The 23,044-nt window shown below is 70.7% G+C and carries 23 protein-coding genes and 1 tRNA gene; 13 read left to right on the top strand and 11 right to left on the bottom strand.

Features of this window, described 5'->3' with window-relative positions:
* Positions 1-344 (bottom strand): hypothetical protein (locus VGK78_RS12340; protein ID WP_331527941.1); only part of this gene is annotated, 344 nt, incomplete at its 3' end.
* A 133-nt stretch (positions 345-477) separates the two neighbouring features.
* On the opposite strand from VGK78_RS12340, the gene VGK78_RS12335 reads away from it, so the two are divergent.
* Positions 478-993 carry a peptidylprolyl isomerase gene (locus tag VGK78_RS12335; protein ID WP_331527940.1) on the top strand — a complete coding sequence of 172 codons (516 nt, stop codon included), beginning with the start codon at positions 478-480 and terminating at the stop codon, positions 991-993.
* A 137-nt stretch (positions 994-1,130) separates the two neighbouring features.
* Complete coding sequence (locus tag VGK78_RS12330) at positions 1,131-1,955, top strand: rhomboid family intramembrane serine protease (RefSeq protein ID WP_331527939.1); 825 nt, start codon at positions 1,131-1,133, stop codon at positions 1,953-1,955.
* A 110-nt stretch (positions 1,956-2,065) separates the two neighbouring features.
* On the opposite strand, the gene VGK78_RS12325 is transcribed toward VGK78_RS12330, so the two are convergent.
* The gene (locus VGK78_RS12325) at positions 2,066-2,530 is read right to left on the bottom strand and encodes a cell division protein CrgA (protein WP_331527938.1); all 465 of its coding nucleotides are present in this window, start codon (positions 2,528-2,530) and stop codon (positions 2,066-2,068) included.
* Positions 2,531-2,599: 69 nt separating this feature from the next.
* Between VGK78_RS12325 and VGK78_RS12320 the strand changes: the two genes are divergently transcribed.
* Positions 2,600-3,364 carry a DUF881 domain-containing protein gene (locus VGK78_RS12320; protein WP_331527937.1) on the top strand — a complete coding sequence of 255 codons (765 nt, stop codon included), beginning with the start codon at positions 2,600-2,602 and terminating at the stop codon, positions 3,362-3,364.
* Between the two features lie 8 nt (positions 3,365-3,372).
* Here VGK78_RS12320 and pknB read toward each other — a convergent pair whose 3' ends face one another.
* The 7 genes from pknB to VGK78_RS12285 are packed head-to-tail and all read right to left on the bottom strand — an operon-like array spanning position 3,373 to position 11,775.
* Entirely contained in the window at positions 3,373-5,160 is a 1,788-nt protein-coding gene (pknB, locus tag VGK78_RS12315) for a Stk1 family PASTA domain-containing Ser/Thr kinase (protein WP_331527936.1), read from the bottom strand.
* Complete coding sequence (locus VGK78_RS12310; RefSeq protein WP_331527935.1) at positions 5,157-6,452, bottom strand: serine/threonine-protein kinase; 1,296 nt, start codon at positions 6,450-6,452, stop codon at positions 5,157-5,159. Before VGK78_RS12310 ends, pknB begins: the two co-directional genes overlap by 4 nt.
* Positions 6,445-7,938: a peptidoglycan D,D-transpeptidase FtsI family protein gene (locus tag VGK78_RS12305; RefSeq protein ID WP_331527934.1), complete on the bottom strand. Its 1,494-nt coding sequence runs from the start codon at positions 7,936-7,938 to the stop codon at positions 6,445-6,447. Before VGK78_RS12305 ends, VGK78_RS12310 begins: the two co-directional genes overlap by 8 nt.
* Positions 7,935-9,326, bottom strand: a complete 1,392-nt coding sequence (locus VGK78_RS12300; protein ID WP_331527933.1) for an FtsW/RodA/SpoVE family cell cycle protein — start codon at positions 9,324-9,326, stop codon at positions 7,935-7,937. The genes VGK78_RS12305 and VGK78_RS12300 overlap by 4 nt, the downstream gene beginning before the upstream one ends.
* A gap of 1 nt (position 9,327) precedes the next feature.
* Positions 9,328-10,602: a PP2C family protein-serine/threonine phosphatase gene (locus VGK78_RS12295; RefSeq protein WP_331527932.1), complete on the bottom strand. Its 1,275-nt coding sequence runs from the start codon at positions 10,600-10,602 to the stop codon at positions 9,328-9,330.
* On the bottom strand, positions 10,599-11,069 hold the full coding sequence (locus tag VGK78_RS12290) for an FHA domain-containing protein FhaB/FipA (protein WP_331527931.1): 471 nt from the start codon (positions 11,067-11,069) through the stop codon (positions 10,599-10,601). Before VGK78_RS12290 ends, VGK78_RS12295 begins: the two co-directional genes overlap by 4 nt.
* Positions 11,062-11,775 (bottom strand): DUF3662 and FHA domain-containing protein, encoded by a 714-nt coding sequence (locus VGK78_RS12285; RefSeq protein ID WP_331527930.1) that lies wholly within the window; start codon positions 11,773-11,775, stop codon positions 11,062-11,064. The genes VGK78_RS12290 and VGK78_RS12285 overlap by 8 nt, the downstream gene beginning before the upstream one ends.
* A 275-nt stretch (positions 11,776-12,050) precedes the next feature.
* On the opposite strand from VGK78_RS12285, the gene VGK78_RS12280 reads away from it, so the two are divergent.
* Together VGK78_RS12280 and VGK78_RS12275 are read left to right on the top strand one after the other, a co-directional pair.
* Positions 12,051-12,134, top strand: a tRNA-Leu gene (locus VGK78_RS12280).
* Positions 12,135-12,230: 96 nt separating this feature from the next.
* Entirely contained in the window at positions 12,231-12,863 is a 633-nt protein-coding gene (locus VGK78_RS12275) for a class I SAM-dependent methyltransferase (protein ID WP_331527929.1), read from the top strand.
* A gap of 522 nt (positions 12,864-13,385) precedes the next feature.
* Here VGK78_RS12275 and VGK78_RS12270 read toward each other — a convergent pair.
* Positions 13,386-14,084 (bottom strand): aminotransferase class IV, encoded by a 699-nt coding sequence (locus VGK78_RS12270; protein WP_331527928.1) that lies wholly within the window; start codon positions 14,082-14,084, stop codon positions 13,386-13,388.
* Between the two features lie 71 nt (positions 14,085-14,155).
* Here VGK78_RS12270 and VGK78_RS12265 point away from each other — a divergent pair, with 71 nt between their 5' ends.
* Genes VGK78_RS12265 through VGK78_RS12245 form a run of 5 tightly spaced genes read left to right on the top strand, consistent with a single transcriptional unit; the run spans position 14,156 to position 18,511 of the window.
* A complete protein-coding gene (locus VGK78_RS12265; protein ID WP_331527927.1) occupies positions 14,156-14,815 on the top strand; it encodes a hypothetical protein in 660 nt (219 codons plus the stop codon).
* On the top strand, positions 14,815-15,417 hold the full coding sequence (locus tag VGK78_RS12260; protein WP_331527926.1) for a DedA family protein: 603 nt from the start codon (positions 14,815-14,817) through the stop codon (positions 15,415-15,417). The genes VGK78_RS12265 and VGK78_RS12260 overlap by 1 nt, the downstream gene beginning before the upstream one ends.
* On the top strand, positions 15,410-16,627 hold the full coding sequence (locus VGK78_RS12255; protein WP_331527925.1) for an MFS transporter: 1,218 nt from the start codon (positions 15,410-15,412) through the stop codon (positions 16,625-16,627). Before VGK78_RS12260 ends, VGK78_RS12255 begins: the two co-directional genes overlap by 8 nt.
* Before the next feature lie 10 nt (positions 16,628-16,637).
* Positions 16,638-18,017, top strand: a complete 1,380-nt coding sequence (locus tag VGK78_RS12250; protein WP_331527924.1) for an NAD-dependent malic enzyme — start codon at positions 16,638-16,640, stop codon at positions 18,015-18,017.
* A complete protein-coding gene (locus VGK78_RS12245; protein ID WP_331527923.1) occupies positions 18,014-18,511 on the top strand; it encodes a glutathione peroxidase in 498 nt (165 codons plus the stop codon). The genes VGK78_RS12250 and VGK78_RS12245 overlap by 4 nt, the downstream gene beginning before the upstream one ends.
* Positions 18,512-18,627: 116 nt before the next feature.
* Here VGK78_RS12245 and ppgK read toward each other — a convergent pair whose 3' ends face one another.
* A complete protein-coding gene (gene ppgK, locus VGK78_RS12240) occupies positions 18,628-19,389 on the bottom strand; it encodes a polyphosphate--glucose phosphotransferase (RefSeq protein ID WP_331527922.1) in 762 nt (253 codons plus the stop codon).
* Positions 19,390-19,511: 122 nt separating this feature from the next.
* Here ppgK and VGK78_RS12235 point away from each other — a divergent pair, with 122 nt between their 5' ends.
* From VGK78_RS12235 to VGK78_RS12225, 3 genes are read left to right on the top strand one after another with little or no spacing between them, the layout of a single operon-like run.
* Positions 19,512-20,981, top strand: a complete 1,470-nt coding sequence (locus VGK78_RS12235) for a fatty acid desaturase (protein WP_331527921.1) — start codon at positions 19,512-19,514, stop codon at positions 20,979-20,981.
* A 9-nt stretch (positions 20,982-20,990) separates the two neighbouring features.
* Positions 20,991-21,578, top strand: coding sequence for a TetR/AcrR family transcriptional regulator (locus VGK78_RS12230; protein WP_331527920.1), 588 nt, complete (start codon positions 20,991-20,993; stop codon positions 21,576-21,578).
* Entirely contained in the window at positions 21,575-23,041 is a 1,467-nt protein-coding gene (locus VGK78_RS12225) for an MFS transporter (protein WP_331527919.1), read from the top strand. The genes VGK78_RS12230 and VGK78_RS12225 overlap by 4 nt, the downstream gene beginning before the upstream one ends.
* Positions 23,042-23,044 lie beyond the last annotated feature (3 nt).

Here is a 23,044-nt window from a genome sequence, read left to right as displayed (position 1 = left end):
AACCCGAGCAGCGCGGCCAGGCCGGAGAACACCAGCAGCTTGCGCAGGCGGTGCTTCTTCTTCGGCTGTCCGCGCAGCTCGGCGGCCTTGGCCGCGGCCAGGTCGCGACCGGTGGCGGCCTTGTCGGCTGCCAGCTCGACCGCCGCGGCGGCGCGCTCGGACGCGATCGCCGCGCTCTGGGCCAGCAGCGGGGCGGCCTTGCTCCGGGCGTCGGCGATCGCCGGACCGGCCTGGTCACGGGCCTCGGCGAGGATGGGGCCGGCCTTCTCGACCGCGGTGTCCAGGGCCGCTTCGACGTAGTCGGCGGCCTGCTCCAGGACCGTCTTCTTCCGGCGGATACGCATAGGGGGATCCTTCCGTTCGTCTCGTTCGCTATCCCACCACCATCCTCCACGTACCCACCAGGGCCGTCTCCACCGCAGGGTTGTCGACCATGGGAGGATCGGCAGCACCAGCACCACCACGCGAGAGGCAGACATGGCTGACCAGCAGGCCGTCCTGAAGACCAACCGGGGCGACATCACGATCAACCTGTTCCCGAACCACGCTCCCGAGACCGTCGGCAACTTCGTCGGTCTCGCCGAGGGCACCAAGGAGTACCGCGACGACGCCGGCCGCAGCGGCCAGCGCTACTACGACGGCCTCACGTTCCACCGGGTCATCGACGGGTTCATGATCCAGGGCGGCTGCCCGCTCGGCAGTGGCACCGGCGGGCCGGGCTACACCTTCAAGGACGAGCCCCACCCGGAGCTCACCTTCGACAAGCCCTACCTGCTGGCGATGGCCAACGCCGGCCCGGGCACGAACGGCTCGCAGTTCTTCATCACCGTGGCCCCGACCACCTGGCTGAACTTCAAGCACACGATCTTCGGCGAGGTCGCCGACCAGCCCTCGCGCGACGTGGTCGACACGATCGCGACGACGGCGACCGGTCAGGGCGACCGCCCGGTGGAGCCCGTGGTCATCGAGTCCGTCGAGGTCCGGGGCTCCTGAGCGCCGCCGACGGGTCCGGCACCGGGCCGGCGACGCCGGCGGAGAACCCCGCCGGCGTCCCGACGTGCTACCGGCACCGCGACCGCGAGACCTACATCCGCTGTCAACGGTGCGGGAAACCGATCTGTCCCGACTGCATGCGCGACGCCTCCGTGGGGTTCCAGTGCCCCGACTGCGTGGCCGACGGACGGCGTACGACGCGCCAGGGCCGCACGCCGTACGGCGGCATCCGGCCCGGCACCTTCGGGCTGGTCTCGAAGGTCCTGATCGCGCTCAACGCCGGCGTCTGGGCGCTGATCATGGCCACGGGCGGGAACAACAGCGAGTGGGTCTACCGGCTGGCACTGATCCCGCGGGGTGCCTGTGTGGCGACCGACCATCCGGGCAACGTCTACCCCGGCTTGACCAGCGCTGCTGACTGCGCAAGGGCGCCCGACGGCTCATGGGTCGGTGTCGCGGCCGGGGACTGGTGGCAGCCGCTGACCTCGATGTTCACCCACGTCTCGGTCCTGCACATCGGCTTCAACATGCTCGCCCTGTGGATCCTCGGCCCGCAGCTCGAGCTGGTGCTGGGGCGGGCGCGCTTCCTCCTGCTCTACCTGCTGTCCGGGTTTGTCGGCTCGGCCGTGGTCTACCTGCTCTCCGACCAGTCCGCGCCCACCCTGGGCGCCTCGGGGGCGATCTTCGGGCTGATGGCGGCGCTGCTGGTGGTCGCCCGCAAGGCGCGGGCCGACGTCAGTCAGCTGATGGTGTGGATCGGGATCAACGCCGCCCTGACATTCTTCGCGTCGGGAATCTCCTGGCAGGGCCACGTCGGCGGCTTCCTCGGCGGCCTCGTGCTCGCCGGGGTGCTCGTCTACGCGCCGCGGGAGCGCCGTACGACGTGGCAGGCGGCGGGCTTCGCCGGTGTCGCGATCCTGGTGGCCCTGGTGTTCCTGCTCCGCACGGCAGCCCTCACCTGACCGTCCCACCCCATGGTCCGGGCTGTCCCCAGGTGTGGATGACCCTGGGGAGAACTACAAGGATGTGATTATCCACAGACGATTGCACAGGTGTGGACGAATCGGCTGAGTCACTCCCACCTGGTGGCGAACGAGAAGCCCACGGCCATGAAGGCGATCCCCACCACGAGGTTCCACTGGTCGAGGTCGTTGAAGACCGCGACCTTGTGCAGGTTGTCGCCGGAGAGCACATAGAAGGTACAGATCCACAGCAGCCCGAGCACGAAGCAGGCCAGCATCCCGACGACGACCCCGCGGCCCCGGCCGAGCGGGGTGGCGGGGTGGGCCGACGCCAGCAGGCCGATGAAGAACAGCCCGAAGCCGACGGCGTAGTTCCACTTCTCCATGTCGCCCATGAACGACGGGCCGCCGGGCTCGGCGGCCGGGATCGCGTTCGGGTCGGGCCGGACGGCCAGGTAGTAGAAGACGATCCAGGCGATGCCGAGGAGCATCAGCACGACCGTGATCGCGAACCGGACGCTGAGCACCGGTCCGCGGTCGGGGTCGACGAACTGCTTGGCCTTGAGCTTGGCCACGCAGGCCTCCTTCACGCAACGCGACGCCGTCCGGGCGTCCCTTCCAGGTCGCGGGATACCTTAGTCGGCATGCTGCCGCGACCCCACCGAGCCCTGGCCTGGCGTGTGGCGACGCCCGTGGTCGGGCTGCTCAGCGGGGCCCTGTTCGTGGTGAGCGCTCACAGCAGCGAGGGCACCGACCTCCGTCCGGGCCGCTTCACCGACCTCGCCTCGATGGTGCAGTACGACGCCAGCCGGGTCGCCGGTCTCAAGCAGCGGGTGGCCGACCTCAACGAGCAGGTGAACCTGCTCAGCGGCACCGTCAACGACCGCCAGGTCCGCCGGTTCAACCACCAGGTGTCGGTGCTGAAGGACCCCGCCGGGTTGCTCCCGGTGACCGGTCCGGGGATCACGATCACGCTCTCGGACGCGCCGCAGAGCACAGGGCAGGACACCCCCGACACGGTGGACAACCCCAACCTGCTGCTCGTGCACCAGCAGGACATCCAGGCCGTGGTCAACGCGATGTGGAAGGCGGGCGCCGAGGCGGTCACCATCCAGGGGCAGCGCGTGGTCAGCACGACCGGCATCCGCTGCATCGGCAACTCCGTGCAGCTCCAGGGCGTGCCCTACAGCCAGCCCTACCGCATCCAGGCGGTCGGCGACGTCACAGCCCTGACCAACGCCATCGCGAACGACGCCTACCTGCAGGTCTACCGTGCCGACGCCGCCGACCCCGACATCGCCGTCGGCTGGGACGAGCAGGTCGCGGACAAGGTCACGGCTCCGGCGTACGACGGGCTGACCGACTTCCAGTACGCCAAGGTCCTGCCGCCGAGCGGCTCCGGCAGCTGATCCGGCTCTCAGGACGACGGCGGCGGGCTGGTCGGCAGGCTCGTCGGCGGCGAGGTCGGCTCCGTGGTGGGTGACGACGTAGGCGGCGTCGTCGGCTCGAACGTCGACACCGTGATGAACACCGGCGACCCCTGTTGCAGGTGCGTGCCTGCGGGCGGAGTCTGACCGGTGACGGTGCCCTTGGGCTGCGTCGAGCTCGCGTCGTCGCTGACCCGTGGGTCGAACCCGAGGTCCTTGAGCTTCTGCACCGCGTCGTCCTCGGACATCCCGACGACGTCCGGCACCGCCTGTGGACCTCGGCTGATGCTGACCGTCACGTCCGAGTTGCGCGCCACCTGGGTGCCGACCGGCGGATCCGTGCTCACGACGGTGCCCTGGGGCTGGTCGGAGTCGACCTTCTTGAAGACCCCGTTGAGGTGGGCGCTCTGCAGCTCCGACTGTGCATCGGTGCGCGAGTCACCGACGATGTTCGGGACCTTGGTGGGATGCGTCCCCAGGGAGAGCGTGTAGTTCACCGTCGAGTTCTTGTCGACGAACTCGTCGGCCGCCGGGTCCTGGGAGATCACGTGGTTGGCCGCGACCTTGCTGCTGTAGTCGCGGTTCACCGTGCCCACGTCGAGACCCGCGTCGGAGATCTTGGCCCGTGCCTGGTTGTCGCTCAGGCCGGCGAGTCGTGGTACCTGCACCTGGTCGGTCGGGCTGGCGAACATCTTCGGCAGCAGGTACGCCGCGAGGCCGAGCACGATCACGAGCAGGAGCGCGAGGAACACCAGCAGACCCGGCCGGGTGCCGCGGTCGTGCTCGTCGTACTCCTCCTGCGGCGGTGGCACGGGGGTCACGACGGTCGTGGGATCCGCGATCGTCGGCGGTGGCAGCACCGGCGGCGGGGGCGGCGCGACGTGCACCGGATGGCCGGCGAGGTACCGCTCGATGTCACCACGCATCGCCGCGGCCGACTGGTAACGGTCCTCCACCCGCTTCGCCAGCGACTTCATCACGATGGCGTCCACCTCGGGCGGCAGCTCGGTGTCGTGGTCGGACGGCGGCGCCGCCTGCTCGCGGACGTGCTGATAGGCCACGGCCACCGGCGAGTCCCCGACGAACGGCGGACGGCCGGTCAGCAGCTCGTAGAGCAGGCAGCCGGCGGAGTAGACGTCCGAGCGCGAGTCGACGGCCTCGCCGCGTGCCTGCTCGGGTGAGAGGTACTGCGCGGTGCCGACCACGGCGGCGGTCTGTGTCATCGTGCTCGACGCGTCGGAGATCGCCCGGGCGATCCCGAAGTCCATCACCTTCACGTCGCCCGCCGGGGTGAGCATCACGTTGCCCGGCTTGATGTCGCGATGGATGATCCCCGCCCGGTGGCTGTAGTCGAGCGCGGAGAGCACCCCGCTGGCGATCTCCAGGGCGCGCTCGGGCAGGATCTTGCGGCCCTCACGGAGGATGTCGCGCAGGGTGCGCCCGGCGACGTACTCCATCACGATGTAGGGCTGGGAGATCCCCGAGCCGTCGCTCGCGGGGACCTCGCCGGTGTCGTAGACGGCGACGATCGCCGGGTGGTTGAGGGAGGCCGCGCTCTGCGCCTCGCGCCGGAACCTGGCCTGGAAGGTGACGTCGCTGGCGAGGTCGGTGCGCAGGCGCTTGATCGCGACCGTGCGGCCGAGCCGGGTGTCGGTCCCCTTGCGGACCTCCGCCATGCCGCCGCGACCGAGGAGCTCGCCGAGCGCGTAGCGGCCGCCGATCAGCGACTGCGCCTCGGAGGCCTCGAAGTGGCCGTCGGATCTGCTGTCGGGACTCACTGGTGGCCCTTCCCGTGCTTGTGGCCCTTGCGGTGGCCGTTCCCGTTGCCGTGGTTGCCCTGCTCGGTGGGGCTCGACACCGGACGGGACGTCGGGCTGGAAGCCGGCGTCCGCGAGACCGAGGGCGTCGAGTGGCGGAACGTGGGCGTGTGGCTGGTCGTGTCGGTGCCCGGGGGCGACGGGTCGCCGCCGGTCGCGAGGCTGGCGAGCGCGGCGATCGCCACCACCAGCACCAGCACCCCGGCGGCGGCCCACACCGGCATCGGCACCCGCCGCGCCCGTGACATCGGTGTCGAGGCCTCCGCGGCCGCCGTCGCGCCGACCGCGGCACCCGCTTCCGCTCCGCCCGCCACCTCGGCGGCGACCGGGGCAGGCATCACCTTGGTGGCCCCCGCGTCCGAATCTTCCGGCGACTCGATCGCCCGGCGCACGGCTGCGGCGAACGCCGCCCCGTCGGCGTACCGCTCCTCGGGCGCCTTCGCCAACGCCCGTCGTACGACGGCCGCGAGGGCGGGCGGGACGGTGCTCGGCAGCTCCGGCACCGGCTGCCGCAGGTGGGCGATCGCGGTGGCCACCGGGGTGTCGGCCTGGAACGGGCGCTGTCCGACCAGGCACTCGTAGGCGACCGCGCCGAGCGCGTAGACGTCGGAGGCGGGTGTCGCCGGCCGGCCCTCGGCCTGCTCGGGGGAGATGTACTGCGGCGTGCCGAGCACCTCGCCGGTCCGGGTCAGGGCGACGGAGTCGGCAGCCCGGGCGATGCCGAAGTCGGTGATCTTCACCTGCCGGTCGTCGGTGACCAGGATGTTCGCGGGCTTCACGTCGCGATGGACGATGCCCTGGGCGTGGGCAGCACCGAGGGCGTCGGCGGTTGCGGCGACCAGGCGGGCCGCGGCGGACGGGTCCATCGGCTGGCCGGGCCGCAGCACGGCCGACAGCGGCCTGCCCTCGACGTACTCCATCACCAGGAACGGCGCGTGATCCCCGGTGCCACCCTCGTCGCTCGACTCGCCACCGGATTCGCCACGCGACTCGCCGCTGCCGAAGTCGAAGACCTGCGCCACCCCGGGGTGGTGGAGCCCGGCGGCGTGCTGGGCCTCGGTCTCGAACCGCGACCGGAAGACCGGGTCGTCGGCGTGCTCCTGCTTGAGCAGCTTCACCGCGACCGGCCGGTCGAGGACGGTGTCGGTGCCGCGCCAGACCTCGCCCATGCCCCCCGTGGCGATCCGGGAGTCCAGGCGGTAGCGCCCGCGGGCGTCGGCGAACGCCGAGGGGCGGGGTGTGTGGTCAGCCATGGGGGTTCAGCACCGCCTCCATGACCGCCTTGGCGATCGGGCCGCCGAGGGTGCCGCCGTGGATCTCGTCGGTCGGCTGATCGACGTGCTGGAGCATCACGGCGACCGCGACCTTCGGCGACTGGGCGGGTGCGAACCCGATGAACCACGCGTACGGCGGCACCTCGCTGCCGTCGGGGTTCGTCAGCCCGCTCTGCGCGGTGCCGGTCTTGCCGGCGACCTGGATGCCCGGGATCGCCGCCGGTGTCGCGGTCCCGCTCTGCACCGTGGCCACCATCATCCGGGTGATCTCGCTGGCGGTGGACGACGACGTCGCCTGGGAGAGCTGGGTGCTCGGGAACTGCTTGAGCGTCTCGAAGCTGGTCGGCGACTGCTGGGAGTCGACGAGGTAGGGCTTCATCACCACGCCGTGGTTGGCGATGCCGGCGGTGACCATCGCCATCTGCAGCGGCGTCGCCGTCACCGAGTCCTGGCCGAAGCCCGAGAGCGCGGTGCCGGGCGCGTCCTCGCCGGCGGGGTACTGCGAGACCGCCTGCCCGGGCAGCTGGTCGGAGTCGAGGTAGCGCTGGTTGAAGCCGAAGCCCTCGGCCTGCTGGTGCATCGCGCTCGCGCCGACCTTGACCGCGAGCGGCGCGAACGCCGTGTTGCAGGAGAACTCCAGCGCCTGGATCAGCGGGATCTTGCTGTTGCTGCAGCCGCTCAGGACGTCGTTGTGCACGACGCTGTGCGACTGCGGAAGCGTGTAGGTGTCGCCGGCCGGCATCAGGGTGTTGGCGTTGTACCTCCCGGTGCCGACCGCCGCGCTCGCGGTGACCACCTTGAACGTCGACCCGGGCGCCAGGGTGGTCTGGATCGCGCGGTTGAGCAGCGGCTGCGACTTCATCTTGGACAGCTTGCTGGCGTAGGCGTTGGCCTTCTTGAAGTCGTGGTCGGCCAGCTTGTTGGGGTCGTAGGTCGGCAGCGACACCATCGCCAGGATCTTCCCGGTGTTCGGCTGGAGCGCGACGACCGCCCCCTGCACGTCCGCGCCCAGCTTGCGCAGGCCGTCATACGCCGCCTTCTGCGCCGCCGGGTCGATCGTGAGCAGGACGTTGCCGCCCTTGGTCGAACTGCCGTTGACCAGGTCGACGAGGCGGTTGACGAACAGCGAGTCGTCCTCGCCGGACAGGAAGGAGTTCTGTGCGCGTTCCATGCCGGTCTCGTTGCCGAACGTGTACCAGCCGGTGATCGGGGCGTACAGGAACGGCTTGTGGTAGACGCGCTGGTACTTGTACTGGTCCTTGGTCGGCACGCTCTCGGCGATCGCGGTGCCACCGACCATGATCGCCCCGCGCTCGCGGGAGAACGTCGCGGTCGCCACCCGGCCGTTGTCGGTGCGGTCGTCGAGCGCGTTGGCGTGGTAGTACTGCAGGTACGTCGCGTTGACCGCCAGCGCCAGGAACAGCAGCAGGCAGAAGATCGAGACCGTCCGGATCGGTTTGTTCACTGCAGCTTCACCACTTGCGTCGACTCCATGTCGGCGTCGTCGGGCGTGGACAGGTCGGGCAGGGGGCGTCTCGCGGCGTCGGAGATGCGCAGCAGGATCGCGACGATCACCCAGTTCGCCACCAGCGACGACCCGCCGTACGAGAGGAACGGCGTGGTCAGGCCGGTCAGCGGGATCAGGTGGGTGACCCCGCCGACGACCACGAACACCTGGATCGCGAGGGCACCGCCCAAGCCGGTCGCCAGCAGCTTGCCGATGTCGTCGCGGCTGATCAGGGCGGCACGCAGCGCACGCTCGACGATCAGGCCGTAGAGCAGGATCACCGCGATCGAGCCGGTGAGACCGAGCTCCTCGCCGATCGCGCCGAAGATGAAGTCGCTCTCCGCGAACGGGATGCGCCAGGGTGCGCCCTGACCGAGCCCACGCCCGATCAGCCCGCCCCAGGCCATCCCGAACATGGTCTCCACACTCTGGCGCCCGAGGTCGTCCGTGCCGGGCCCGTAGTGGGCCCAGACGTCGGAGAACAGCTGGAACCGCTCGCGCACGTGGGCGATGAACAGGTACGTGAGGTAGGAGCCGACCACGAACAAGGTGGCGCCGACGACCAGCCAGCCGGCGCGCTCGGTGGCGACGTACAGCATGATCAGGAAGAGGCCGAAGAACAGCAGGCTGGAGCCGAGGTCGTGCTGGAAGACCAGGATCCCGAGGCTGACCACCCACATCGCCAGGATCGGCCCGAGGTCGCGGCCGCGGGGCAGGTCGATCATCGCCACGCGTCGCCCTGCGAGAGCGAGGGCGTCGCGATGGAGGACGAGGTAGCCGGCGAAGGTCACCACCAGCAGCACCTTGGCGACCTCGCCGGGCTGGAAGCTCATCGAGCCCAGGTGGATCCAGATCCGGGCACCGTTGACGGTCTTGCCGATGCCCGGCGCCATCGGCAGCAGCAGGAGCACGATCGCGGCCAGGCCGGAGGTGTAGGTGAACCGCTGGAGCACGCGGTGGTCGCGCAGCAGCACCAGGGTGCCGACGAACAGCACGACCCCGATGGTCATCCAGATCAGCTGCTGCCGGGCCAGGTTGTGGTCGCGCGCGAGGTCGATCCGGTGGATCACGGCCAGGCCGAGGCCGTTGAGAGCGGCCACGATCGGGAGCAGGACCGGGTCGGCGTACGGCGCGACCATCCGGACGGCGATGTGCGCCGTGATGATCAGGACCGCGAGCCAGCCGCCGTACGACACGATGTCGGCGGGCACCTTCCCCTTCACGCCGAGGCCGACGGCGGCGTATGCGCCGACGCCGACGAGGAGGGCCAGGATGAGCAGGAACAGCTCCGCCCCCCGCCGGCGGCGGTGTACGAAGTGCATCAACGCCCCGGAAGGCTGCGCCATCTCAGCCACCGCCCGTCGACGACCGGTTGGCGGCGAGGTGCTGCACGGTGCGCTCGGCCTCGTCGAGGCTGCCGGCGCCGATCCCGGACTCCACGGAGCGGGCGCTGTAGGGGTCGAGCTGGGAGACCTTCACGTTGGTCGTCTCGTAGGCGTGGGACAGCTGGATGCCGGGGACGTCGGCCTGCACGCCGCGGAAGATGGTGACGACCCCGTCCTGCTCACCGACGTAGTACTGGTGCTGGCTGTAGCTCCACCCGGCGGCCGCCGCCATCCAGGCGATGCCGATCAGCCCGAGCAGGAGCAGGCCGCGGCGTAGCCAGGGACGGTGGCGTGGCGCACGGGGTGCGTAGCGGGCGGCCTCCGGGTCGGTGTCGATCGCGAACGGTACGCCGGGGGGCAGGTCGTCGATGATCTCGGCCGCGACCGGCTCCATCTCGCCGGTGTCGCCCGAGCGGTGGCCGCGGAAGAACGACGTACCGGTGCGAGGCCTGCGCTTCAGCTCGGCGGCCGAGCCGACCACCATCGGCGCCGGTGGCTCCGTGCCGTCGGCGGGGAGGACGTCGGCGACGATGCAGGTGACGTTGTCGGTGCTGCCGGCCTCGAGGCTGGCGCGGACCAGCTCGACGGCGGCGAAGTCGGGGGAGCCCGTCGACAGGATGTCGGCGAGCCGGCGGTTGTCGAGGGAGCCGGACGCCCCGTCGCTGCAGAGCAGGATGCGGTCGGACTCGGCGAGCTCGACGGTGAACAGGTCGGGGTCGACGTCGTGGACGCCGTCGAGGGCCTTGAGGATCAGGTTGCGGTGGGGGTGGGTGCGAGCATCCTCCTCGCTGATCCGGCCTTCGTCGATCAAGCTCTGCACGAACGTGTGGTCGGTGGTGAGCTGGCTGATCTCGCGGGCCCGGAAGAGGTAGGCACGGCTGTCGCCGACGTGGCCCATCGCCAGGGTCACGCCGTCGAAGAGCGCGACCGTGGCGGTGGTGCTCGTGCCGCTGAGCGCCGGCTCCTCGTCGATCAGGTCGCCGATCCTGTCCGAAGCACGGTGCAGGGCGCCGGCGACCAGCTCCAGCCGGTGCTCCGTGTCGTGGTCGTCGCCCGGTGGCTCGTCGAGCCGGCGGAGCTGGCCGATGGCGGTGCTCGAGGCGAGGTCGCCCCGGGCGGCGCCGCCGACGCCGTCGCAGATCGAGAGGAGCCAGGGTCCGGCGTACCCGGCGTCCTGGTTGTCCTTGCGTACGCGCCCGACGTCGGAGATCGCGGCGTACTGCAGTCGGAACCTCACTTGCGCAGCTCCAGCAAGGTCTTGCCGATGCGGACCTGGGTGCCGAGGGTGAGGGTGGTCGGCTGGGTGATGCGGGCGCTGCCGATGTAGGTGCCGTTGGTCGAGCCGAGGTCCTCGACGAACCACTGGTCGCCACTCGCGGCTATCCGGGCGTGGCGCGTGGAGACGTAGTCGTCGTCCAGCCGGATCGCGGCGTCCGCACCGCGACCGATCAGGATCGGCGCCTGGGAGAGGTCGGCGCGTTCGCCCTTGTTGGCGCCGTCGACGACGAGGACGTGGGTGGGCGACCCCTTGCGGGCCTTCTGCTTGGGCTGCCGGCGCGCCTTGGGCGCCGCGGCCTCGCGAGGGGTGGCGGGCATCCGGGCGCCGAACATGTCGGAGCGGACCACCGAGATGGCGGAGAGCACGAAGATCCACAGGATCGCCAGGTAGGAGATCTTGATCAGGAACAGCGTGAGCTCAGACATCGGCGTCGTCCTCCTCCACGCGCACGGTCATCGTGGTCCGGCCGATCCTGACCTCCGAGCCGTCCTGCAGACCCGCGCTGGTGATCCGGTGGCCGTCGACGAGCATGCCGTTGGTCGAGCCGAGGTCCTGCACGGTGATGGTGACCCGGCCGCCGGCCTCGTTGACCGTGAACTCGACGTGCCGCCTGCTGACGCCCGGGTCGTTGATGCGCAGGTCGGCCTCGGTGCCGCGCCCGACGACGAGGCCGGGCGGCTGGAGCGGGTGGCGGGTGCCGTTGACGTCGAGGAACGCCCGCGCCCGGCGTACCTGGGTGATCGTGGCATTGCTGACGACCGAGGCGTGCGCCTGGCTGCGCACCCGGAACCGGCCGATGGTGAGGTCGTCGGCGGTGTCGAAGGCGATCGTCACCGGGCCGGCGAACACGTAGCTCTGCTTCTCGGCGTGCTCCTGGAGCTGGCCGGTGAGCTCCTTGACCAGCGCCGAGTCGTAGGGCGACAGCCGGTCCATGTCGGGCTGCGACAGCTCGACGTGGAAGTCGTTGGGGACCATCCGTCGCTGCCGGGACAGGATCTGGGTGTTGTTGTCGCACTCGCGCTGGAGAGCCGCCGCGATCTCGACCGGCTGCACCGCGCTGCGGAAGGCACGGGCGAAGGCCCCGGAGACCAGCGCCTCGAGCCGCTGCTCGAACTTCTGCAGCACGCTCACGCCGTACCTCCTCTCCGCATCTCACAGCCCCGTGGTTCGCGCATCCGGTGATCCGATGGGCCGCCGGCCCTCCCGCCCCGGTGGGACGAGGCCCGAGTGTGGTCGGGTTGTCGCCGATGCTAGCCAAGCCGGGCCATGACGGCCCGACCCGGCAAGCCGTGGCGGGACGACGCGGTGGTGACCTCCTCGCTGAAGGTCGGGCGTCGCAGGCCCAGCGGGTCGCGCTCGGGGTTTGGGCGCCGTCAGCGGCCTGGGATAGCCTTGGCGCGCTTCAGGCGCGAGTGGCGGAATAGGCAGACGCGCACGGTTCAGGTCCGTGTGCCCGAAAGGGCGTGGGGGTTCAACTCCCCCCTCGCGCACCCGAGCGAGGACGCCTCGCCCCGGCACAGCCGGGGCGGGGCGTTCGCAGCGAGCGGCGCCTCCGCCCCGCGCCCAGCTTTCGGCAGGATGAGCACATGCGACATCCGGGCGAGACGGAAACCGAGAAGCAGCGACGGGTCTGGGACAAGGCGGCCCCGAGCTACGACCGGCAGCTCGACTTCGTCGAGCGGTTGATGGGACCCGGCGATCGCGAGTGGGTGGGCGAGCGCGCCACGGGTCGGGTGCTGGAGGTGGCCATCGGCACCGGCCGAAGCATCCGCTACTACCTCGCCGCGAACAGCCTGACCGGGATCGACCTCAGCCCGGAGATGCTGGAGATCGCACGCCGTCGAGCGGAGGAGCGTGGGTTGCCGGTCGACCTGCGCGAGGGCGACGCGGAGGCGCTACCCGTCGAGGACGCGTCGTACGACTCCGTGGTCTGCGAGATGTCCTTGTGCACCATCCCGGATCCCGCGGCCGCGATCGTCGAGATGAAGCGTGCCCTGGTGCCGGGCGGCCGGCTGCTCCTGCTCGACCATGTCCGCAGCACGTGGCCCCCGATCTTCGCGGCACAGTGGCTCACCGAGCGGGTCAGCATCCGGATGGCCGGTGAGCACTTCACCCGGCGTCCGCTGCCGTTGATCAGGGCGGCGGGCTTCGAGGTGGTGGAGACCGTTCGGCGCCGGGCCGGCGTGATGGAGCGCGTGCACGCCGTCAAGCCGGGCTGATCGTCGCACCCCGGAATGCCGGCGAAATGCGAGGCGAAATGTGAGGCGCCCTCGCTCGCGCTGCGAGCGAGGGCTGTGGCGCCGGCTGCCGTCCCCCCGGGCGATAGCGGAACCCCCTCAGCCTGCTCGTCCCCCCGGTCGAGTGGGCTGTTCCGTGACAGTGATCGGCCGATCGTGCCTCGGTGACAGAGAAACGGCCGGGCCGGCCGCTCATGACGCGAATCCCGGTGAATCTTTCGGGAAATGTCCGGAACGCCGTCGGATTCTCAGCAGAGATGCGATCTGGCCGCAAAATGTGAGGCGCCCCCGCTCGGATACGAGCGGGGGCTTTGGCGCCTGCCGTCCCCCCGGGCGGTCAGCGAACCTCCATCAGCCCGGACATCCCCCCGGTGTACGAGCTGGCCGTGTGCCCGATCCGAAGATCCTGGCCACTGGGAAGATTCAACGGCAGATCTTCCGGCAGCGTAAGACCTTGCCCGAAAGTTTTCCGCGACTTGCCTGGGGCTTGGCAACCCGACGGATCTAGGCCGTGCGCATCCGGTCGTGGAGCCTGGTCGTCCACGGTCCGACCGGCCATGCTCCCACCCTCGGACACGCCACGACGGGCTGGACGCCGCGGATCGAGCTGGTGGTGAAGACCTCGGTGGCCGAGGCGAGCTCGGCGGTCGAGAGTGGTCGCTCGCCCGGCGCTCTGTCCTCGCTCCGAAGCAGGTCGAGGACGCGGTCGCGGACGGTCCCCGGAAGGATCCGCCCGTCGAGGGGCGGCGTGACGAGCGTTCCGCCGATCACCGCGATGACGTTCGCGGTGCCGCACTCGAGCACCTGGTCCGCAGAGTCCACCAGGAGCACGTCGTCGGCCGCACCGGGGTCCGCCACCAGCCGGCGGTCCACCCACTTGTGGGTGCCGAGTCCGCGGCGGACACGCCGGAGGGCGACGGTCCGCGGCTCGAGGCCCGGCTCCTCGATCGGCACGACGTCGACCTGCCACACACCGCTGGTCGGGTCGTACGACGTGCGCACCCGCGCGCTGCCGGGACCCTCGGCGTCCGCTCCGATCCGCGTCGCCAGCGCCGACTCCTCGACCGGTACGCCGTACAGCTCACGGACCGAGCGGCCCAGACGAGCGACGTGGGCCTCGAGGGCGACCGGGTGCCCGTCACGTACCAGCAAGGTGTCGAAGACCCCGAGCGTCGGGTCCGGAAGGTCGTGGTCGTCGCCCACGGTGACGCAGCGTACGGCGGTGGTCGCTCTCGGCGGACCGGCGCCATGGACGACCGTTCATACTGGCGCCCATGGGCAGGCGGCGGGACGGCGTGCGCTGGGGGCGCGTGGTCGTGGTCCTGTTCGCGCTGGCGATCATCAACGTCCCGTACGTGCTCCACGAGTGGCAGCAGCACCGCGCGGCCACCGACGGGGTGCTCGTCACCGCGTCCGTGGTGGGGGTGAGCGCGGCCGGCGACGACGCCGTCGTCACCTTCCGGTTGCCGAAGGACGTCGACGAGAAGCAGACGGTGCGCACGGTGAAGGTGCACCACGACGTCGGGGTGCGGGCCGCACGGTCACACGAGCTCGACGTGCGCGTCCTGAAGGGACAGCCCGGTTCCTTCCATGTCGACGGACAGGTCCGGAGCTGGGCGCCGCTGATCATCACCCTGGTCGCGGACGCGTTGATCGCCCTCCTGGTCGTGCTGTCGTGGCGGCGCGGCGGACGCTTCCGGCGGCCCACGCTCATCGGGGTCGCGCTGGAGGACCTGCGCAGCGGCGAGGAGGGGTCGATCCTCGACAAGCAGGACGACGGCAGCTACGTCATCAACGGCGAGGTCGCCCAGTCCGGTCCGTCCTCCGTCGTCCTGGCCCTCCGCGATCGCGACGTCCGGATCCATCTCCGCGAGCACGCGAACCCGATCGCCGTCGGCGGGCGCGCGCAGGTACGCGCACAGCTGGTGGGCTGATGCTCCAGAAGGTCGTCGACACGCTGCTCTCCGTACCGCCCGCGATCGCGCTGCTGATCATCGCGATCCTGGTGTTCGGCGAGGCGGCTCTCTTCTTCGGCTTCGTGCTGCCGGGCGAGACCGCCGTGGTGTACGGCGGGGTGCTCGCCGACGCCGGGAAGGTGTCGGTGCTGCTGGTCCTCGGCGTCGTGTTCGTGGCGGCCGTGATCGGGGACAGCGTCGGGTTCGAGGTCGGCCGGGTGCTCGGACCGCGCCTGGTCCGGGCACCCATCCTCCGCAACCACCCGGAACGGATCGAGCAGGCTCAGGCCTATCTACGGCGCCGCGGCGGACGGGCCGTGGTGATGGGTCGCTTCACCGCGTTCCTGCGAGCGGTGATGCCGGGCCTGGCCGGGGCGAGCCGGATGCGCTACCGCCGTTTCCTCGTGTTCAACGTGATCGGCGGCGTGATGTGGGGGAGCGCCTGCGTGCTGCTCGGCTACTTCGCGGCGCACTCCATCGGCACGATCACCCATGCCCTCGGCGTGACCAGCGGTGTGATCGTCGCGGTCATCGCGATCGGTGTGGCCTGGGCCTGGCACCGGCGTACCCGCGATGTCTGAGACCGTTCTCGACCGGCGCGGCTGGGCGGGCTGGCGGACCGTCCTCTGGCTCGGCGTGGTCAGCCTGCTCGTCGACCTGGTCTACGAGGGCGCGCGCTCGATCACGGGACCGTTCCTCGCCTCGCTCGGCGCGTCGGCGCTGACCGTCGGTCTGGTCACCGGCGCCGGGGAAGCGGCCGCACTCGGGTTCCGGCTGTTCTCCGGTCCGGGCGCCGACCGCACCGGCCGCTACTGGCGCTGGATGGTGCTCGGCTACGCCCTCACCGCCCTGGCCGTCCCGCTGATGGCGCTCGCCCCGGCCCTCGGGGCCGCGGGGCTCGCCTTCGGGGCGTCGATGGTGCTCCTCGAGCGCACCGGCAAGGCGATCCGCAGCCCGGCCAAGTCGGTGCTGCTGGCGGTCGCCGCGCGCAACGTCGGCCGCGGCCGCGGCTTCGGCGTGCACAAGGCGCTCGACCAGACCGGCGCGTTCCTCGGGCCGCTGCTGGTCGCCGGCGTCGTCGCCCTCACCACCCACCAGTGGGCCGGCCTGCTGGTCCTCGCGGTCCCCGGCGCCGTGGCACTCGGCGTACTCACCTGGATGCATCGCTACGTCGGCGACCCACCGCGAGCGCAGGAGTCCGAGCAGGCGCCGCTGGTCGCCCTGCCGCGCCGGTTCTACGTGTACGCCGTGGCCTGCGCGCTGACGACGGTCGGGCTCATGACCTTCGGCGTGATCTCCTTCCACCTCGTCCACGAGCATCTCGTCACAGCCGCCCTGGTGCCCGTCGTGTACGCCGCCGCGATGGGTGCCGAGGCGGTGGCCTCCCTCGGCACCGGCTTCGCCTACGACCGCGTCGGAGGGGGCACCCTGCTCGTGCTGCCTGTGGTCGTGGCGGTCGTCCCCGTGCTGGTGTTCACCGACCACGTCGCCGTCGCCGTCGCCGGGGTGCTGCTCTGGGGTGCGGCGACCGGGGTCCAGGACTCGACGGTCAAGGCGCTCGTCGCCGACCTCGTCCCCGCAGCGCGGCTCGCTACGGCGTACGGCGCCTTCGCGGCGTTCCAGGCAGTTGCTGCCTTGGCCGGCGGTGCCCTCGCCGGCTGGCTGTACGACGTTCACCGAGGCGTCCTGGCCGGAGCGATCGCCGGCGCCCAGGTCGTCGCGCTGGTCCTGCTCGCGGCCGTCCTGCTCAGGTCGCGGAGGGATCGGGATGTGGCCTCGGGTCGCGGCTAGTGTGAGCAGCATGTCGGCCACCCCGTCGTCGTACTCCATCACGATGCGCCTGCACACCGCTCCCGACCACGGCGTCGTCGGAGCCGTCGCCACGGCGATCGCCAAGGCCGGCGGGATCGTGACCGCGATCGACGTCGCCGACTCGAGCCACGACCGGCTCGTGGTCGACGTGACCTGCTCGGCCGCCGACGCCGACCACGCCGAGGTGGTCGTCGCCGCGGTCCGCGAGGTCGACGGCGTCGACGTGCACAAGGTCAGCGACCGGACCTTCCTCCTGCACATCGGCGGCAAGATCGAGGTCACCTCGAAGGTTCCGCTGCGCACGCGCGATGACCTCTCGATGGCCTACACACCGGGCGTCGGCCGGGTCAGCGCTGCCCTCGCCAAGAACCCCGAGGACGTCTCCCGACTGACGATCAAGGGCAACTCGGTGGCCGTCGTGACCGACGGGTCCGCCGTGCTCGGGCTGGGCAACATCGGCCCCGGAGCCGCGCTGCCGGTGATGGAGGGCAAGGCCGCGCTGTTCAAGAGGTTCGGCGACATCGACGCCTGGCCGATCTGCCTGGACACCCAGGACACCGACGAGATCGTGCGGACCGTGGAGCTGATCGCGCCCGGGTTCGGCGGGATCAACCTCGAGGACATCGCCGCACCGCGCTGCTTCGAGGTCGAGCGCCGGCTGCGCGAGAGCCTCGACATCCCGGTCTTCCACGACGACCAGCACGGCACCGCGATCGTCGTGCACGCCGCTCTCACCAACGCGCTGCGCTGCGTGAACAAGAAGCTCGCCGACGTACGGATCGTCGTGGCCGGCGCGGGCGCGGCCGGGTCCGCGATCGTCACCGTCCTCCTGGCCGGCGGAGCGGGCGACGTCGTGGTCGTCGACAAGGACGGCATCCTCTCCGCCGACGACGAGACGCTCAGTCCGGCCATGGCCGAGCTCTCCACCCGCACGAACGCGTCACGACTGCGCGGCGGACTGCACGACGCGCTGCGCGGATCCGACGTGTTCATCGGCGTCAGCGCTCCCGGCATCCTGCCCGCCGAGTGGATCGCCGACATGGCCGAGGACGCCGTCGTCTTCGCCCTCGCCAACCCCGACCCGGAGGTCGACCCGGCCGAGGCCGAGCGGTACGCGGCGGTCGTGGCCAGCGGGCGCTCGGACTTCCCCAACCAGATCAACAACGTGCTCGCCTTCCCCGGCGTCTTCCGTGGCCTGCTGGACGCCCGGGCCAAGGAGATCACCGTCGAGATGCTGCTGCGGGCCGCCGACGCGATCGCCCACGTCGTGGGCGACGACGAGCTCAATGCGAACTTCATCATCCCGACGGTGTTCCACCCCGACGTACCGAAGGCCGTCGCCGCCGCCATCCGAGGAGCCGATTCATGAGCGTGGCCACCACCCTGGGCGACTTCACCGCGACCACGATCGACGGGAAGGACCAGGAGCTCGGGACCTACCTGGGTGACGTGGTGCTGGTGGTCAACACCGCCAGCCAGTGCGGGTTCACGCCGCAGTACGAGGGACTGCAGCGGTTGTACGAGACGTACGCCGGCCGCGGCTTCACCGTGCTCGGCTTCCCGTGCGACCAGTTCGGCCACCAGGAGCCCGGGACCGAGGACGAGATCGCGTCGTTCTGCGAGACCAGCTACGGCGTCTCGTTCCCGATGTTCGCCAAGGTCGAGGTCAACGGGAAGCACACCCACCCGCTGTACACCTGGCTGAAGAGCGAGAAGAGCGGCCTGCTCGGCGGCGCGATCAAGTGGAACTTCACCAAGTTCCTGATCGGCCGGGACGGCACGGTCGTCGACCGCTACGCCCCCCAGACCGCCCCGGCCGAGCTGGTCGAGGACATCGAGAAGGAGCTCGCCGCTGAGGTGTGAGGCGGCGGGCGCGAATTCCCCGCTCAGGCGGGGAACTCGGCACTGAGTGCGGGAGATTTCCTCCAACAAGTGCAGAATTCCCCGCTTAGGCGGGGAATTCGCGCCGACCGCCTAGCTCAGTCGGAGGTCTCGGTGGCGTAGAGCGCGGCGCCGACGATCCCGGCCGCGTTGCGCAGCCGGGCGGGGATGATCTCGGTGTCGATGTCGATCAGGGGCAGGAACTTCTCCGACTTCTTGCTGACGCCCCCGCCGACCACGAACAGTTCGGGGGAGAAGAGGTCCTCGAGCTTGCGGTAGTACGTCGTCAGCCGCTTGGCCCAGTCCTTCCAGGAGAGGTCCTCGCGCTCGCGGGAACTGGCCGCGGCGCGCTTCTCGGCGTCGTGACCGTCGATCTCGAGGTGCCCGAGCTCCGAGTTCGGCACCAGGACGCCGTCGTACACCAACGCCGAGCCGATGCCGGTGCCCAGCGTGGTGACGATCACCAGGCCGCGCCGGCCCTTCGCCGCGCCGTACCGCACCTCGGCGAGCCCGGCGGCATCGGCGTCGTTGACCACGTGGACGTCGCGTCCGGTCTTGTCGGTGAACAACCGGTCGGCGTCGGCCCCGATCCAGTGCTTGTCGATGTTGGCGGCCGAGTTGACGACGCCCTTCACGACGACGCCGGGCACGGTGACCCCGACCGGAGCGTCGGACGTCGGGAACATCGCGAGGAGCGATGCGAACACCTCCGCAACGGCCTCGGGGGTGGAGGGGTCCGGCGTGTCGATCCGGACACGGTCGGTGGCGAACTCACCGCGCGCGACGTCTACGGGGGCTCCCTTGATGCCGCTGCCGCCGAAGTCGATGCCGAACGGAAGCCCCGCACCCGTTGCCGTCATGAGGCCAATCTCCCCGTCCCGGACGCGCGGACGCAACCACCCGATATGTCCGGACCCTTGCCAGCCTGGTTTACAAATCGTATCGTGATGTAAACCTGATCTCCACGAGGCAGGAGCCAGACATGACGTCCCGGATCGCGAACAGCACCGTGCCGCAGGGTTCGACCGAGCATTGGCGTGACCGGAAGCGGTACCTGTGGCTGATCGGGCTGGTGGTGCCGTCCCTGGCCTTCATCGCGATCGGGATGTGGCAGCTGACCGGCTGGGGCGTGTGGTTCTGGATCGGCCCGGTCGTGATTCTCGGTGTGGTCCCGGCGATCGACCTGATCGCGGGGCTCGACCGCTCCAACCCGCCCGACGACGTGATCGAGATGCTGGAGAAGGACCGCTACTACCGCTGGATCACCTACCTCTTCCTGCCGATCCAGTACGCCGGGTTCGTCGGTGCGATGTACCTGATCACCCACGTCGACCTCAGCACGCTCGACAAGGTCGGGATCGCGATCTCGATCGGCTGCATCGGCGGCATCGGCATCAACACCGCCCACGAGCTCGGCCACAAGAAAGAGGCCAACGAGCGCTGGCTGTCCAAGATCGCGCTGGCGCAGAGCTTCTACGGCCACTTCTACATCGAGCACAACCGCGGCCACCACGTACGCGTCGCGACGCCTGAGGACCCCGCCTCCGCACGGGTCGGCGAGAGCTTCTACCAGTTCTGGCCGCGCACGGTCGGGGGCTCGTTGAGGTCTGCGTGGAACCTCGAGAAGAAGCGGATCGCCCGCCGCAAGCAGCACCCGTTCCAGCTGTCGAACGACGTGCTCAACGCCTGGCTGATGTCGGCGGTGCTGTGGGGTGCGCTGGTCGTCTGGCTCGGCCCCGGCATCGCGCCGTACCTGGTGATCCAGGCGGTGGTGGGCTTCTCGCTGCTCGAGGTCGTCAACTACATGGAGCACTACGGGATGCTCCGTCAGAAGGTCGGCGTCGGCGAGCGACAGCGCTACGAGCGCGTCGATCCCTCGCACTCGTGGAACTCCAACAACATCGCCACCAACGTGCTGCTCTACCACCTGCAGCGACACAGCGACCACCACGCGAACCCGACGCGGCGCTACCAGTCGCTGCGCGACTTCGAGGAGAGCCCGGTGCTGCCGACCGGGTACGCCGGGATGATCGTGCTCGCCATCGTCCCCGCCGTCTGGCGCCGGGTCATGGATCCCCGCGTGCTCGCCCATTTCGGCGGCGACATCAGCCGCGCCAACATCAGCCCCCGCAAGCGGGACACGATCCTGGCGAAGTACGGCGACGCCGGCAGCGGTGGTGTCGAGACGGGCGCCGAGGCGCCTACCTCGACCACCGACGCCACCACCGGGTCGCCTCCCTCACCCACCGGTGTGGACGAGGCGCTGGCGTGGCGGTGCCCCGGCTGCGGCTACACCTACGACGTGGTGGCCGGCGAGGAGCGCGAGGGGTTCGCGGCCGGGACCGCCTGGTCGGACGTGCCGAACACCTGGTGCTGCCCCGACTGCGGCGTACGGGAGAAGGTCGACTTCGTCCCTGTCGAGCCGGCCGTGACCGGCCGAGGCAGTTCCTAGACTGGCGGGGTGACCACCGCCCCGGCCCGGACCACGCACGAGCGCGTGGTCGCGGCGGCCGCGGAGCTGACCCTCGACGTCGGCTGGGCCGGCGTCACCATGGGCAAGCTGGCCCACCGGGTCGGCGTGTCCCGGCAGACCGTCTACAACGAGGTCGGGTCGAAGCCGCAGCTGGCCGAGGAGATGGTGCTCGCCGAGCTCGCGAAGTTCCTCGCCGTCGTGGACGCCGCCTTCGACGAACAGCCCACCGACCTGGTCGAGGCGATCCGGGCCGCCTCGCGCGGCGTCCTCGAGCTGGCCCGGAGCAACGCCCTGCTGCAGGCGGTCGTGTCGGCGTCGTACGGCGCGGAGACCGAGCTGCTGCCGCTGCTGACCACCCGCAACGACGCGCTGGTCCTGGCCGCGAGCCAGGTGGTGCAGAGACGCGTCGCGGCGTACCGCGTCGACATCGACGACCGGCACCTCGGCGCCGCCATCGACATGGTCGTCCGGCTGGTGCTCTCGCACGTCGTCCACCCGATCGGCGAGCCGGCCGACACCGCCGACGACATCGCCTGGATCTCGAGCCGGGCCCTGCAACCGTCGGGACGGCCATGACGCAGAGCGTGGGTGCGGGCACCGTCGAGTACTCGTCGACAGCCGGCCGCGGCGTGATCCTGGCCGCGGTGCTCGGATCCGGCATGGCGATGCTGGACGGCACCGTCGTCAACGTCGCGCTGAAGACGATCGGCAAGGACCTCGACGCCTCGCTCGCCGAGCTCCAGTGGATCACCAACGGCTACCTGCTCCTGCTGGCCAGCCTGATCCTGCTCGGCGGGGCGCTCGGCGACCGGATCGGCAGGCGGCGGGTGTTCCTGATCGGGGTGGTCTGGTTCGCGGTCGCGTCCGTGCTCTGCGGCGTCGCGCCGAACCCCACCCTCTTGATCGGCGCCCGCGTCCTTCAGGGGATCGGCGGCGCCCTGCTCACCCCGGGCAGCCTGGCGATCATCGAGGCGGTCTTCGCCCGCGCCGACCGGGGCCGGGCGATCGGCGCGTGGTCGGGGCTGGGCAGCATCGCGGCCGCGATCGGCCCCTTCGTCGGCGGCGGGCTGGTGCAGTACGCCGACTGGCGCTGGATCTTCCTGATCAACGCACCGCTCGCGGCGATCACGGTCGTGGTCGCGCTCAAGTACGTCCCGGAGACTCGATCACAGGCGGACGGGCCGTTCGACGTGGTCGGCGCGGTCCTGGCCGCGCTCTTCCTGGCCGGCCTCACCTACTGCCTGATCGAGTGGGGCACGTCGTACGCGCTCCCGGCACTCGGCGTCGGCATCACCACAGGAGTCGCCTTCCTGGTGGTGGAGCATCGCTCGGCCCACCCGATGATGCCCCTGGGAATGTTCACGAGCCGCAACTTCAGCGCCGCCAACGCGATGACCCTCCTGGTGTACGCCGCGCTGGGCGCGGTCATGTTCTTCCTCGTCATCGACCTTCAGACGGTCGGCGGGTACGGCGCACTCGAGGCAGGCCTCGCCACGTTGCCGCTGACCGTGATCATGTTGTTCCTCGCCGCCCGTGGTGGCGAGCTGGGTGCGCGGATCGGTCCGCGCATCCCGATGACGGTGGGACCGCTGGTGATGGCGGTCGGCGTCGCCTGGCTCTCCCTGGTCGGTGCCGGCACGTCGTACTGGACGGGTGTGCTGCCACCGGTGTGCGTGTTCGGGCTCGGCCTCGCGCTGATGGTCGCGCCGCTGACCTCCACCGTGCTCGCGGCCGCTCCTGAGGACCGGACCGGGATCGCGAGCGGCGTCAACAACGCGGTCGCCCGCGCCGGGTCGCTGCTCGCGGTCGCCGCGCTGCCGGTGGCGGTCGGCCTCTCGGGGGACCAGTACGCCGTTGCGGCCGCGTTCGACGACGCCTATGGCAAGGCGTTGCTGGTGTGCGCCGCGATGCTGGCGGCCGGCGGCGTCATCTCCTGGCTGACGATCACCCACGGGCCGCTCGCGACAGGGGACGGCGAGGCCGAGGGGGAGCGACCCGCGTCGAGCACCCAGTTGGAGTGCCCCACCCGGGGTCACTGATCC

This window comes from Nocardioides sp., assembly GCF_036503465.1.
Lineage (GTDB): Bacteria > Actinomycetota > Actinomycetes > Propionibacteriales > Nocardioidaceae > Nocardioides.
This window is presented reverse-complemented; position numbering and strand designations above follow the sequence as displayed.

What these genes read in the sequence shown, in the direction of transcription:
- VGK78_RS12335 (WP_331527940.1), top strand. Translation starts at nt 478, where the DNA reads ATGGCTGACCAGCAGGCCGTCCTGAAGACCAACCGGGGCGACATCACG.
- VGK78_RS12330 (WP_331527939.1), top strand. Translation starts at nt 1,131, where the DNA reads ATGCGCGACGCCTCCGTGGGGTTCCAGTGCCCCGACTGCGTGGCCGAC.
- VGK78_RS12320 (WP_331527937.1), top strand. Translation starts at nt 2,600, where the DNA reads ATGCTGCCGCGACCCCACCGAGCCCTGGCCTGGCGTGTGGCGACGCCC.
- VGK78_RS12310 (WP_331527935.1), bottom strand. Translation starts at nt 6,452, where the DNA reads ATGGCTGACCACACACCCCGCCCCTCGGCGTTCGCCGACGCCCGCGGG.
- VGK78_RS12300 (WP_331527933.1), bottom strand. Translation starts at nt 9,326, where the DNA reads ATGGCGCAGCCTTCCGGGGCGTTGATGCACTTCGTACACCGCCGCCGG.
- VGK78_RS12290 (WP_331527931.1), bottom strand. Translation starts at nt 11,069, where the DNA reads ATGTCTGAGCTCACGCTGTTCCTGATCAAGATCTCCTACCTGGCGATC.
- VGK78_RS12275 (WP_331527929.1), top strand. Translation starts at nt 12,231, where the DNA reads ATGCGACATCCGGGCGAGACGGAAACCGAGAAGCAGCGACGGGTCTGG.
- VGK78_RS12265 (WP_331527927.1), top strand. Translation starts at nt 14,156, where the DNA reads ATGGGCAGGCGGCGGGACGGCGTGCGCTGGGGGCGCGTGGTCGTGGTC.
- VGK78_RS12260 (WP_331527926.1), top strand. Translation starts at nt 14,815, where the DNA reads ATGCTCCAGAAGGTCGTCGACACGCTGCTCTCCGTACCGCCCGCGATC.
- VGK78_RS12255 (WP_331527925.1), top strand. Translation starts at nt 15,410, where the DNA reads ATGTCTGAGACCGTTCTCGACCGGCGCGGCTGGGCGGGCTGGCGGACC.
- VGK78_RS12250 (WP_331527924.1), top strand. Translation starts at nt 16,638, where the DNA reads ATGTCGGCCACCCCGTCGTCGTACTCCATCACGATGCGCCTGCACACC.
- VGK78_RS12245 (WP_331527923.1), top strand. Translation starts at nt 18,014, where the DNA reads ATGAGCGTGGCCACCACCCTGGGCGACTTCACCGCGACCACGATCGAC.
- ppgK (WP_331527922.1), bottom strand. Translation starts at nt 19,389, where the DNA reads ATGACGGCAACGGGTGCGGGGCTTCCGTTCGGCATCGACTTCGGCGGC.
- VGK78_RS12235 (WP_331527921.1), top strand. Translation starts at nt 19,512, where the DNA reads ATGACGTCCCGGATCGCGAACAGCACCGTGCCGCAGGGTTCGACCGAG.
- VGK78_RS12225 (WP_331527919.1), top strand. Translation starts at nt 21,575, where the DNA reads ATGACGCAGAGCGTGGGTGCGGGCACCGTCGAGTACTCGTCGACAGCC.